We start from the raw sequence: 12712 nt of genomic DNA, 5'->3' as shown, positions 1-12712 counted from the left end.
TTCGGTTTACCCGCCCTAGCGGATCTGGTGTTTGTGCAGCAACCGGTAGAACGTCGGCCGGGAAACCCCCAGCACACGCGCCGCGACACTCAGGTTGTCGCTGTGCCGGTTGAGCACATCGCACAATGCCTGGCGTTCGGCACGGTGCTTGTAATCCTCCAGTGTAGCCATCGGCAGCGCGATTGCCTGCTGGCTTTGCAATCCCAGATCAACGGCTTCGATTTGCCGCCCTTCCGCCAGTACCAGGCCCCGCCGCACGCGGTTGGCCAACTCGCGCACATTGCCCGGCCAACCGTGCTCGCCCATGGCCACCAGTGCGTCTTCACTGAAGCTGCGGGGACGGCGGCCGGTTTCCTGGCTGTAGAAGTGTGAAAAATGGTTGGCCAGCATCGCCACGTCACCGTGGCGCTCGCGCAACGGCGCGGTGACCACTTGCAGGACGTTGAGCCGGTAATACAAGTCTTCGCGAAAAGTACCCTTTGCCACCGCGGCTTCCAGGTCGACGTGGGTGGCCGCCAACACGCGTACATCCACCGCAATCGGCTGGCTGCCGCCGACTCGCTCGATCTGTTTTTCCTGGAGAAAACGCAGCAGGTTGGCTTGCAGCTCCATGGGCAAGTCGCCGATCTCATCGAGAAACAAGGTGCCGCCGTGCGCCGCCTCGATCCGCCCCACCTTGCGCTGATGGGCGCCGGTGAAGGCGCCCTTCTCATGGCCGAACAGTTCGGACTGGATCAGGTGTTCGGGAATCGCCCCGCAATTGATCGCCACAAACGGCTTGGCATGGCGCTGGGATTGGCGATGCAAGGTACGCGCGACCAATTCCTTGCCGGTGCCGCTGTCGCCACGGATCAACACCGGGGATTCAGTGGGCGCCAGCTTGGCGAGCAGCTTGCGCAATTCCCGGATCGGACGGCTGTCCCCCAGCAACTCGTGTTCCGGCTGGCCCGCAGGCGCGTTGTTGCCCTTGCCCCGCAGGCGCGCCATGCCGAAGGCGCGGCCCAGGGTGACCTGCACCCGCGACACGTCAAACGGCAAGGTATGGAAGTCGAAGAACCACTCACAGACAAAATCGCCGACATTCTGCAGGCGCAGCACTTCCTGGTTAAGCACCGCAATCCACTCGGTGCCGCTGCGGCTGATCAGTTCCTTGACCGCTTCGGGTCGCTCCAGGTGAAACGGCTGCAGGCGCAACAAACCCACGTCACAGGAGCGCTCACCCACCGACTCGAGGGCGCAGCTGTCCACGTCCCACCCCGCTGCGCGCAAACCGGGCAATAGCCGGTGGCAGTCATCACAGGGATCGACCACAAGCAGGCGGCGCGGGGCAGGTGTAACAATCATGACTATTCCTTGGCGTCAAAATCGTTAAAGTTATTTAAAAACAACTATTTGCAAAGTCTGCTGGTAACCCTAGCAAGATCTTGACGCACCCTTTGTACCGATTCGCTATAAGTCGCGAACGAACCGGGTCTTTTATGTCAGTCGGGTGCGGTCAATTGCCGCGGCGTAACTTTCATGAGGCTTTCAAAATAGCCCCTTACATGACTTTAATCAGGGAAAGTTAAAAAATCTTCTTCTAACATGTGACCCGCACCCGGTGATCGTGCATCAGTACAAGTAACCAGTCGTTAGGCACGCCCAACCAACGGCTTCCACTTGAATGGGCATTTAGAGAGAAGACCCCATGAACGCCCCGCTCCGCATCAACGAAGCTCTTTTGATCGCAGACCGTGCCTTCCAGCCCTTTCAATGTGTGGCCTGGCACGATGGCAACGGCGCCCTGAGCCTGAGCGTCATCGACCGCACCAATACCCGTATCGGTAGCAAGCAGCTGTCTTCCAGCACTTATACCGACCCGGCACAGCTTGAGAACTTGCTGTTGCAGGCCCGTGCCGAACTCGACAAAGATGGCTACCAGTTGCAATCCTGGGCAATGCCCAAGTAACTGAAGCGTGCGTGAGACGGCACCCGAAAGTGTGCCGCCCGGCTGCGCAGTATATTGACCCGCACTAAAATAAGTGGACAGTCAGCCATGCAAGTTGCAACTTTGCATAGCTGACTACTTATTAGTGTGGTTACCGATCAATAGGCCGAGAGAATAAACCGCTCGATGGCTTCCGCCGCACCGTCATCGACATTGCTGCCGGTCACGACGCTGGCCTGGCGCTTGACCACCTCTTCTGCCTGGCCCATGGCAATCGACAACCCCGCCACATGAAACATCGCCGGGTCATTGCCGCCATCACCGATGGCTGCGGTCTGTTGCAGTGGCACACCGAGGTGCGCCGCAAGGGTTCTCAATGCTTCACCCTTGTTGGCCTTCATGGCGGTGACATCCAGGAACACCGGCTGCGAACGCGACACCTGGGCCAATCCCTCGACCCTGGGCTGCAACTGCGCCTCGAGCTCCATCAGCAGCTGGGTATTGGTACTGGCCGCAACAATCTTGTCGACCCGATCCAGATACGGCTCGAAGCTCTCCACCACGATCGCCCCATAGCCCAGGCCGTGCTCCTCGCGAACCGCCATCGGTCCGCCGGGATCGCGACGCAGCCAGTCGCCGTCGGCAAACAGCCAGACTTCAACGTCCGGCTGCGGCGTAAACAAGGCCAACGCCACCAGCGCCGCTTCTGCCGGCAAGTGATGCGCCACCAGAATACTCCCGTCGGGATTGACCAGCGTGCCGCCGTTGAAGCCGGCAATCGGCACATCGATGCCCAGCGCTTCGACCTGCTGACGCATGGCCTTGGGCGGTCGCCCGCTGGCCAGGCTGAAAAACACCCCGGCCGCGCGCAAGGCGCGAACCGTATCAATGGTGCGCTGGCTGAGGCTGTGATCCGGATGCAGCAACGTGCCATCCATATCACTCAACACAAAACGGATGGGTTGACTCGGCAAGTCACTCATCCGAGGCTGTGCCAGGTACGGCCATCGCGGGCCAGCAACGCATCAGCCGCCGCCGGGCCGTCCTCACCCGCCTTGTAGGCCTGGATGCCGTCGTCCTGCTTCCACGCATCGAGAAAAGGCTGCACCGCACGCCAGCCGTTCTCGATGTTGTCGGCGCGCTGGAACAAGGTCTGGTCGCCGGTCATGCAGTCGTAGATCAGGGTTTCGTAACCTGTCGACGGCTGCATCTCGAAGAAGTCCTTGTAGGCAAACCCCAGTTCCACGTTGGCCATGTCCAGGGTCGGCCCGGGCTTTTTCGCCAGCAGGTCGAACCACATGCCTTCATTCGGCTGGATCTGGATCTTCAGGTACGTCGGCTTGAGTTCATCGACCTCGGTATCACGGAACTGCGCGTAAGGCGCCGGCTTGAAGCAGATGATGATCTCGGTGTCGCGGATGCTCATGCGCTTGCCGGTGCGCAGGTAAAACGGCACCCCCACCCAACGCCAGTTGTCGATCAACACCTTGAGGGCAACGAAGGTCTCGGTGCTGCTGTCGGGCGCAACATTGGCCTCTTCGCGGTAACCTGGCAACTGCTTGCCGCCGACTTCACCCGAGGTGTACTGGCCACGCACCGAGTTGGCCCGTGCGTCTTCCAGCGACCAGGGCCGGATGGCCCCGATCACCTTGGCCTTCTCGCCCCGCACTGCGTCGGCGCCAAAGGCAGCCGGCGGTTCCATGGCGACCATCGCCAGCAACTGGAACAGGTGATTGGGCACCATGTCCCGCAGGGTGCCGGTGTGTTCGAAGAAACTGCCACGGGTTTCCACGCCGACGGTTTCGGCGGCGGTGATTTGTACGTGGTCAATGTAGTGGTTGTTCCAGAACGCCTCGAACAGCACATTGGAAAAACGGCTGATGAGGATGTTCTGGACGGTTTCCTTGCCCAGGTAATGGTCGATGCGGTAGATCTGCTTTTCGCTCATCACCTTGAGCAGGCAGGCGTTCAGCGCTTCGGCGGTGGCGAGGTCGGAGCCGAACGGCTTTTCGATCACCACCCGGCGGAACGCCTCCGGGGTTTCTTCCAGCAAGCCGGCCGCGCCGAGGCGCTGCACCACTTCGGCGAAGAAACGCGGCGCAGTGGCGAGGTAAAACACCGCATTGCCAGTACCGCTGTCGGCAATCTTCTTGCCGATATCGGCGTAGGTGCCGTCGTCGAGGAAATCACCCTCGACGTAGCTGATGCCTTTGGCCAACTGTTCCCACAATGCAGGGTCCAGGGCGTTCTCGGCATTGCCCTTGACCTTGCTGGCGGCCTCGGTGCGAATGAAGTCCTCGAGCTTCTTGGCGAAATCGGCGTCGCTGATGGCGTTGTGATCAACGCCGACAATGCGCAAGCCATCGCCCAGCAGCCCGTCGCGGCTGAGGTTGTACAGCGCCGGCATGAGCAGGCGCTTGACCAGGTCACCGTGGGCACCAAACAGAAACAGCGTGGTGGGCGGAGCGGGTTCGGCCTTGGGTTTCTTGCCGTTGGCGGTCATTTTTTGGGAGTCTCCACATGACCGCCAAAGCCGAAGCGCATGGCAGAAAGCATTTTGTCACCGTAGGTACTTTGCTGGCGGGAGCGGAAGCGTGCGAACAGCGAGTTCGACAGCACCGGAACCGGTACCGATTGTTCCATGGCGGCCTCGATGGTCCAGCGGCCTTCGCCACTGTCGGCGACCGAGCCGGAATACCCGTCGAGCTTCGGATCGGTGGCCAGGGCGTCGGCGGTCAGGTCCAGCAGCCAGGACGACACCACGCTGCCGCGGCGCCAGACTTCGGCGATATCGGCAACATTCAGGTCGAAGCGCTGGTCTTGCGGCAGGTTCTCCGAATTCTTGGTCTTGAGGATGTCGAAACCTTCGGCGAAGGCCTGCATCATCCCGTACTCGATGCCGTTGTGGATCATCTTGACGAAGTGCCCGGAACCGGCAGGCCCTGCGTGGATATAGCCGCGCTCGGCACGGCTGTCCGCTGCGGCGGAACGGTCCTTGGTACGCGGGATGGTGCCCAGGCCCGGTGCCAGGCTTTCGAAGATCGGGTCCAGCAGCTTAACGGTCTCGGCGTCGCCGCCGATCATCATGCAGTAGCCGCGCTCCAGGCCCCAGACGCCGCCGGAGGTGCCGACGTCGACATAGTGCAGGCCTTTTTCCGACAGGGCCTTGGCCCGACGGATGTCATCCTTATAGAAGGTGTTGCCGCCGTCGATGATCACATCACCGTCTTCAAGCAGTTGGCTCAGTTCTTCAATGGTGTTCTCGGTCGGGTCGCCTGCCGGCAGCATCACCCAGATCGCCCGGGGCTTTTGCAGCCCGGCCACCAGGCCTGCCAGGTCAGCAACGCCCGTGGCGCCCTCGCCTGCCAGACCTTTTACGAATGCTTCATTGCGGTCGTAAACCACGGTGGTATGCCCATTGAGCATCAGGCGCCGCGCAATGTTGCCACCCATGCGGCCTAGTCCAATAATCCCCAGTTGCATGTGCTGATGCTCCTTACTACGAATAAATGTGTGTCACAGTTTATAGCGCAATGAGGCTAATGAGGGTTAGTCCAGAGCGGATTGGCATAGTTTCATGACAAAAAGTGGCCATCCTTTCGCCTTCAGTGGGCTAAAAGTCACAACGACCATCAAAAATAAAAAAGTTCCCTTCGTTAAAAAAAGAATTCAGAATTGCCCCGACTGTTGCCGAGAGCCTCGATTCAAGCGCTCTGGCACCGCGATAGACCGGCTATTTGCGAGGTAAGCAATGAGCACTGCACACATGACCCGTCCGCCACAGACCCTCTACGTCACCATTCGCCGCGATGAATTGCGCCAGTTGAAAAACGAGCGCGACCAACTGCAGCAGGAAGTCATGCGTTTGCGCTCGCACCTGCAGGGCCAGCTCAATCAGCCGTCCGGCACCCAGCCCGCACTTTGCTGAACGCGGGCTGAACGAACCGTTCAGGAATAACTCACGAAGTTTTCACATCCCCCTCCCGATACTCCCGCCGAATAGGGCCGCGCTACGTGCGCAGGCCCTCTGTTTGCGTGCATCCCTGCGCGTTGACACTGAAATTATCGGGTTGGAGCGCTGGATGGCGATGTTCAAACGCAGCACTACGTCTGCGAAAGGTTTTGATTGGGCCGGCCTCGGCTGGATGTTTCTGTTCTTCTGGTATTTCTCGGGCATTACCCAACTGCTGATCCAACTGACCGGCACCTCCGGCTTCAGTGGTTTCCGCCAGGCATTCTTCATGAGCGCCCTGTGGCTGGCGCCGATGCTGTTGTTCCCGCGTCGCGCGCGCCTGGTGGCGGGGTTGATTGGCGTGGTGCTGTGGGCCTGTTCCATGGCCAGCCTGGGTTATTTCTTCATCTACCAGCAGGAATTCTCTCAAAGCGTCATCTTCATCATGTTCGAGTCGAACATCTCTGAAGCCGGCGAATACGCCACCCAATACTTTGCCTGGTGGATCGTGCTGGCGTTCATTGCCCACACCGCCATGGCCGTTTTCCTGTGGACCCGCGTACGCCCGGTGTACCTGCCACGTGGCCAGGCCATGCTGGCGGCTGCCGCAATCGTGATTGCCATCGTCGGCTACCCGCTGGTCAAGCAGATCGCCAAGAGCGAGACCATGGAACTGGCCATCGACCGCTTCGAAACCCGTATCGAGCCGGCAGTGCCATGGCAGATGATCGTCGCCTACCGCCGCTACACCGAACAACTGGATAACATGCAAGGCATGCTGACCAGCGCCAGCAAGATCCCGCCCCTGACCAACCTCAAGGACAGCATGGCCGGCCAGCCGTCGACCCTGGTGCTGGTGATCGGCGAGTCCACCAACCGCCAGCGCATGAGCCTGTATGGCTACCCGCGCAACACCACGCCGGAACTGGACAAGCTGCGGGACCAACTGGCGGTGTTCGACAACGTCATTACCCCGCGCCCGTACACCATCGAGGCGCTGCAACAGGTGCTGACCTTCGCCGACGAAGAAAACCCGGACCTGTACCTCAAGACCCCGTCCATCGTCAGCGTGATGAAGCAGGCCGGCTACAAGACCTTCTGGATCACCAACCAGCAGACCATGACCAAGCGCAACACCATGCTCACGACCTTCTCCGAACAGGCCGACGAGCAGGTGTACCTGAACAACAACCGCAACCAGAATGCGCGCCAGTATGACGGCGACGTGCTGGAGCCGTTTGCCAAGGCCATGTCCGACACCGCCGAACGCAAATTCATCGTGGTGCACCTGCTGGGTACCCACATGAGCTACCAGTACCGCTACCCGCCGACCTTCGACAAGTTCACCGACCGCCAGGGCGTGCCTGAGGGGGTCAGCGACGCACAGTTGCCGACCTACAACAGCTACGACAATGCGGTGCTGTACAACGATTTCGTGGTGTCGAGCCTGATCAAGGACTACGCCAAGACCGATCCGAACGGTTTCCTGCTGTACCTTTCCGACCACGGCGAAGACGTGTTCGATTCGGCCGGCCACAACACCCTGGGCCGTAACGAAGGCAAACCGACAGCACCGATGTACACCATTCCGTTCATGGCCTACGCATCACCCAAGTGGCGTGAAAGCCATGACTGGAGTTTTGCCGGTGACTTGCAGCGCCCTTACACCAGCTCGCAGCTGATCCATACCTGGGCCGACATGGCCGGGTTGAGCTTCGACGAACTGGACCACAGCAAGAGCCTGGTCAGTGACAGCTTCAAGCCTCGGCCACGGATGATTGGCGACCCGTATGCACGCCAGCAAAAACCGCTGATTGATTTCAGCCTGATCAAGCCCAAGCCAGACGCCGTCAACGTGGTCGTCAAGTAGCTTGAATCGCCCGGGTTTCATCCGCGCAAAGCGGTGAAACCCGATTTGGCGGCAACGTTAAGATAATAATTATTCTCGTTTAGCGCTAAAGTTCCCCGCCTCCTTTCGTCTTTGAGCCAATGGCATTTTTCATAGACGACAAGGAGTTCGCCGCGATGTTCGCGCCTATTACCCGTTCCATGACCTTGACCCTGGGCCTCTTCAGCGTGGTGCTGAGCCCGGACCTGCTGGCCGAAAACGACCCCGACCAGGACTCCCAAGCGCCGGCCAAAGCCCTGGAACTGGGCAGCACCAGCATCACCGCCGAAGGCCTTGGCGCCAACACCGAACACACCGGTGCCTACACCACAGGCTCAATGGGCACCGCCACCCGGCTGAACCTGTCCATCAAGGAAACCCCGCAATCGGTCTCGGTGATCACCCGCCAGCAGATGGACGACTTCAACCTCAACACCCTGACCGAAGTGATGCGCCAGACCACCGGCGTGGTGGTGCAGCACCTGGACTCCGACCGGGTCGGCTATTCCTCGCGCGGCTACGGCATCACCAACTTCCAGATTGACGGCATGCTCAACACCTTCGGCCGCATGAAGTCCGATGCCGACACCATCATCTACGACCGGGTCGAAGTGGTCCGCGGCGCCACCGGCCTGACCACCGGCGCCGGCGACCCCTCGGCCACGGTCAATATGGTGCGCAAACGTCCGACCGCACAGTGGCAGGCCAAGACAGGCGTCAGTGGCGGCTCCCACGACAATTACTACAGCTACCTGGACGTTGGCGGCCCCCTGGCGTTTGATGGGCGCCTGCGCGGCCGCACGGTGCTCGCCTACCGTGACACCCAGTCCTACCGCGACAACTACGCGCTGCAACGGGAAGTCGGCTACGGCATCCTCGAAGGCGACCTGACCGACGACACGGTGCTGGCGGTGGGCTTCGATTACCAGAACAAGCATGTGCAGGGCACCGCGTGGGGCACCTTGCCCTACTGGAACAGCGACGGCAGCAAAGCCAGGCTGCCCCGCTCCGCCAACATCGCGGCCCACTGGAGTTCCTGGCCGCTGAAAGATGAAACCACCTTCGCTACCCTCGACCACCGCCTGGCGGGTGACTGGCACCTGAAGGCCGCCTATACCCACCGTGAAAGCGACACCGACGGCAAGGTCTATTACGGCGGCTCAGGCTTCCCGAATGCCGACCGCAGCGGCATGACCGCTTGGACCAGCCACATGCTCGGCACCTCGAAAATGGACGTGGTCGACTTGAACCTGTCCGGGTCCTATGCCCTGCTGGGTCGTGAGCACGAATTGATGGTGGGTTACGGCGAGTCCGAGCAGCGTGACGCTTCGCCACACCTGCGCAGCGGTAAGGTGCCGAAGGACTACACCAGCATCGACGATTGGAAACACATGGGCGGGATCGGCAAATTCCCCGACACCAACACTGGCCTCAAGGGCGAACAAGGCAGCACCCGCCAAAAGGCCGGCTACCTGGCCACCCGCCTGAGCCTGACCGATCGCCTGCATGCGGTATTGGGCAGCCGCTACGGCAGTTGGGAGATCGAGAGCACCACCTACAACTACAACAGGGACACTGACCAGTTCCTCGGTACGTCAAAATCCAGCCAGACCCACAACGACATGTGGACACCCTACGCCGGCCTGCTCTACGACCTGACCCCGGAGTACACCGTCTACGCCAGCTACACCGACATCTTCAACCCGCAGGAAGAACGCAACGCCGGCAAGCAATACCTGGAGCCGGTGGTAGGCAGCAACTATGAAGTGGGCATCAAGGGCAGCCTGCTGGAAGAACGCCTGAACCTGGCGGCCGCGTACTTCTGGAGCAAACAGGACAACGTCGCGGAACTGGACAGTTTGACCCCACCGGATCCAGAGACCGGTGAGCAGTTCTTCACATCCGGCGGCAAAGGCAACAAGGTTCAGGGTTTCGAGGTAGAGGTGTCCGGAGAGGTGCGCCCCGACTGGAACCTGACCGCCGGATACACCTACACCCACTCGCTGAACGGGGACAAGCAGCGCAATAACACCCACCTGCCGCTGAACCTGCTGCGCGTGTCCACGGCCTACCGCCTGCCCGGCGAATGGCACGCGCTGACGGTCGGCGGCGCGGTGAATTGGCAAAGCGACTTCTACGACTTCGCCTATCGCCCGGTTGGCCGGGACACCAATGGAGCCCTGATCAGGGAGCGCACCCGGATCACCCAGCAGGCCTATACCGTGGTCAACCTGATGTCGCGCTATGAGTTCGATGACCACTTGTCGGCGTCACTTAATATCAACAACCTATTTGATAAAAAATATTACGAGCGCGTCGGCTTCTATAACGGCGTGTATTGGGGAGACCCGCGCTCTATCAGCGTTGCACTGGACTGGAAGCTCTGAATTCATCGCTGCTAAAGATTGGAAGTTAACGAAATCGTTAACTTTCGGTCAGCGCGAGGTTAACCCTTACTTAATATCATTGGCCCACAGTCTCCCCATCCCGCCGCTGATGACAACGCGCGGACCCAACACACTTACTGAGACACTGCCATGAAATTTTCGACTGTTATCCTTGCCGGCCTGATGACCATGACTTCCGTAGCCGCCTTTGCAGAAGGCGGCTCAGAGCGTTCGAAGGAGTTCTACAACAACTTCACCTTCGTTCAGGAACAGACTCACGGTGCTGCCCAGCAAACCGCAATGGCTGACGGCAAGACCGAAAAGCCGGCAACGGCCGACCAAACTACCAACACACCGAACAGCTGATTTACCCGCAATACCTGTGCTATTCCGCTCTGATAGCCAAGGTCAATTTGGCGCCACTTGCTGGCGCCTTTTTTTTGCCTTTAATTAAATAAACATTAATTAAAGCGGCTTGCTCCAGAACAACATCCGGCCATGTTGCGGATCAAATACCGAATCATCAAACCCAAACTTTCGATACGCCGACTGCGCCACGGCGTTGCCTTCAAGCACCTCGAGGGTGATCTTGCAGCAACCGCGCTGGCGAGCAATTTCCTCGACCTTTTGCAGCATCTTCTGACTCAGCCCCAGGCCACGGAATTGATCCATCACCACCACGTCGTGCACGTTGACCAGCGGGCGGCAGGCAAAGGTGGAAAACCCTTCAAAGCAGTTCACCAGGCCGGCCGGCGTACCGCCGACAAAGGCCAGCACACTGAACGCGTGGGCACGCTTGGCCAGCTCTGCCGGCAGTTGCTGCAAGCGGTCGGCCGGCAGGCTGTGGCCACCGCCCATGGGGTCTTCGGCGTAATGATTGAGCACCAGGCCAATGGCCTCGGCGTGTACCGGATTGGTGTAGCTGGCTTGCAGCACCAGGATGTCTGCGCTGTCCATTTCCTTCCTCGTTGACGGTGCGACAGGGACTCGGTCCCCATAAAAGGGCTCGATTGTAAGCGTGGTGCAGGCATTAGATGAAGGAGATTAACTACATTTGCCCGCGTGAAAGCGCGCCAGGCTCGCCAAACCGTGCCAGTTGCATCTCCTGCAGGCGGCTCAGGGTGCGGCGGAATGGAAACTCCAGGTAACCCTCGGTGTAGAGGCTTTCCAGCGGCACCCGGGCCTCGATGTACAGCGGCACCTTGCGGTCGTAGCACTCGTCCACCAGCGCGATGAAACGCCGGACGCTGTCGTCATGCACCGACAGTTCCGGCAGTTCCCGGTCCCCGGCGTCCACCCGTTCGGCAGCGTCTTCGGTGCCACGAGCGATTCGTCCCGGGCGCTTTTGCGCGCTGAGGTTGGGCACCTCGCCGAGCAAAATGGCCTTGAACCGATCACACAGCAGCATGAAATCCATCGCCGCCAACGGCTGCTCACACAGGTCGGCGTAGCAACACCACAGCACGGTTTCACTGGACTGCACTGCCACGATGGAGCGGTAGCCGACCGCAACCGGGGCGCTGCTCACTGCCTGCCCGGCGCTTAACTGGCGAAACACCTCGGCCAACGCGTCGGGCTGGTCGACCCAGTAACGCTGCAGTGCGGTGCCCGGGTGCAGACGATGATCCTCCCCGCCATCGACTGCCACCACTCGCATATGCTGTTTGATCGCTTCGATTCCCGGCAGGAAACGATCCCGGTTGAAACCGTCGGCGTACAGCTGGTCCGGTGGCTGGTTGGACGTGCAGACCATCACCACGCCTTCCTCGAACATCACCTGGAACAGCCGTCCGAGGATAATGGCGTCACCAATGTCGTTGACGAACAACTCATCGAAACACAGCACCCGCACTTCCCGGCTCAGTTCGCGGGCCAGGGCCTGCAAGGGATCGTGGGTGCCCGTGAGCTGGAATGAACGCTGGTGCACCCAGCCCATGAAGTGATGAAAATGCTGGCGCCGCGCTGGCACTCCCAGGCTTTGGTAGAACTGGTCCATCAGCCAGGTCTTGCCCCGGCCGACCGGGCCCCACAGGTACACCCCGGTGATGGGCCCAGGGCCGTGGTGCAAGGCCTGATGGCAGTCCTGCAGGGCTTGCACCGCTTCACGCTGGGCGTCGTCGGGGACAAAACCCTGTTCGGTGATGGCGTGCTGATAGGCGGCAAGTGGCGAGTCGAAAGTCATGCCCGGCAGTATGCCATGACGGCTACAGGGAAATATCCAATCGGGCAATCTTGCCGTGTTCATTGAGGCGGAAGGTATAGCGCAGCTCCAGCGGGCTGCCGGGAAAGCTGCCGGTGATCAGGTTGCTGACCAGCACCTTGCCCGTGCGGTGCTGCACATTCAGCACCTGGACCCTGGGCTGGTAACGACGCCCGGTGTCTTCCATCCAGCGGGCGATGGCGGCTGTACCGACCCGGTGCTCGCCTTCGTCGAACACGTTGGCATCTTCGGCGAAACAGTCGGCCACCAGCGAGGTGTCGCCGGCATTCGCCGCGGCAATGTAGGTTGCAATAGCCGGGGCCAGTTCAGGGGTGGGTTGGGACATGGTGACAGCTCC

Annotated in this window: 12 protein-coding genes; 5 read left to right on the top strand and 7 right to left on the bottom strand. The window is 60.4% G+C overall.

Annotation, left to right across the window (positions count from 1 at the left end; genetic code table 11):
* Positions 1–15 precede the first annotated feature (15 nt).
* Entirely contained in the window at positions 16–1344 is a 1329-nt protein-coding gene (locus HX814_RS21125; protein WP_003217935.1) for a sigma-54 dependent transcriptional regulator, read from the bottom strand.
* 343 nt (positions 1345–1687) lie between these two features.
* Between HX814_RS21125 and HX814_RS21120 the strand changes: the two genes are divergently transcribed.
* Positions 1688–1948, top strand: a complete 261-nt coding sequence (locus HX814_RS21120) for a hypothetical protein (RefSeq protein ID WP_003217933.1) — start codon at positions 1688–1690, stop codon at positions 1946–1948.
* A gap of 137 nt (positions 1949–2085) precedes the next feature.
* Here HX814_RS21120 and HX814_RS21115 read toward each other — a convergent pair whose 3' ends face one another.
* The 3 genes from HX814_RS21115 to gnd are packed head-to-tail and all read right to left on the bottom strand — an operon-like array spanning position 2086 to position 5434.
* Positions 2086–2910 carry an HAD family hydrolase gene (locus HX814_RS21115; RefSeq protein ID WP_003217930.1) on the bottom strand — a complete coding sequence of 275 codons (825 nt, stop codon included), beginning with the start codon at positions 2908–2910 and terminating at the stop codon, positions 2086–2088.
* The gene (gene zwf / locus HX814_RS21110) at positions 2907–4430 is read right to left on the bottom strand and encodes a glucose-6-phosphate dehydrogenase (protein WP_003217928.1); all 1524 of its coding nucleotides are present in this window, start codon (positions 4428–4430) and stop codon (positions 2907–2909) included. The genes HX814_RS21115 and zwf overlap by 4 nt, the downstream gene beginning before the upstream one ends.
* On the bottom strand, positions 4427–5434 hold the full coding sequence (gnd, locus tag HX814_RS21105; protein ID WP_256579633.1) for a phosphogluconate dehydrogenase (NAD(+)-dependent, decarboxylating): 1008 nt from the start codon (positions 5432–5434) through the stop codon (positions 4427–4429). Before gnd ends, zwf begins: the two co-directional genes overlap by 4 nt.
* A gap of 244 nt (positions 5435–5678) precedes the next feature.
* On the opposite strand from gnd, the gene HX814_RS21100 reads away from it, so the two are divergent.
* The 4 genes from HX814_RS21100 (at position 5679) to HX814_RS21085 (ending at position 10520) form a co-directional block, all read left to right on the top strand.
* Positions 5679–5855 (top strand): DUF6026 family protein, encoded by a 177-nt coding sequence (locus tag HX814_RS21100; RefSeq protein WP_023658901.1) that lies wholly within the window; start codon positions 5679–5681, stop codon positions 5853–5855.
* 154 nt (positions 5856–6009) lie between these two features.
* Entirely contained in the window at positions 6010–7749 is a 1740-nt protein-coding gene (locus HX814_RS21095; protein WP_087694370.1) for a phosphoethanolamine transferase CptA, read from the top strand.
* A gap of 155 nt (positions 7750–7904) precedes the next feature.
* Complete coding sequence (locus HX814_RS21090) at positions 7905–10154, top strand: TonB-dependent siderophore receptor (protein ID WP_177009798.1); 2250 nt, start codon at positions 7905–7907, stop codon at positions 10152–10154.
* Between the two features lie 150 nt (positions 10155–10304).
* A complete protein-coding gene (locus HX814_RS21085; protein ID WP_003217916.1) occupies positions 10305–10520 on the top strand; it encodes a hypothetical protein in 216 nt (71 codons plus the stop codon).
* Positions 10521–10619: 99 nt separating this feature from the next.
* Here the strand turns inward: HX814_RS21085 and HX814_RS21080 are convergent, their stop codons facing one another.
* The 3 genes from HX814_RS21080 to HX814_RS21070 all read right to left on the bottom strand — a co-directional run bounded on the left by HX814_RS21080 (position 10620) and on the right by HX814_RS21070 (position 12700).
* Complete coding sequence (locus tag HX814_RS21080) at positions 10620–11111, bottom strand: GNAT family N-acetyltransferase (RefSeq protein ID WP_008432012.1); 492 nt, start codon at positions 11109–11111, stop codon at positions 10620–10622.
* 91 nt (positions 11112–11202) lie between these two features.
* Positions 11203–12336 (bottom strand): cell division protein ZapE, encoded by a 1134-nt coding sequence (gene zapE, locus HX814_RS21075; protein ID WP_177009799.1) that lies wholly within the window; start codon positions 12334–12336, stop codon positions 11203–11205.
* Between the two features lie 22 nt (positions 12337–12358).
* The gene (locus HX814_RS21070; protein WP_008432007.1) at positions 12359–12700 is read right to left on the bottom strand and encodes a nuclear transport factor 2 family protein; all 342 of its coding nucleotides are present in this window, start codon (positions 12698–12700) and stop codon (positions 12359–12361) included.
* Between the last annotated feature and the right edge of the window lie 12 nt (positions 12701–12712).

Origin of the sequence: Pseudomonas sp. C8002 (assembly GCF_013385765.1) — a bacterium.
In the GTDB taxonomy this organism is placed as follows: domain Bacteria; phylum Pseudomonadota; class Gammaproteobacteria; order Pseudomonadales; family Pseudomonadaceae; genus Aquipseudomonas.
The sequence above is the reverse complement of the archived record's forward strand: the minus strand, read 5'-3'. Positions and strand labels throughout refer to the sequence as shown.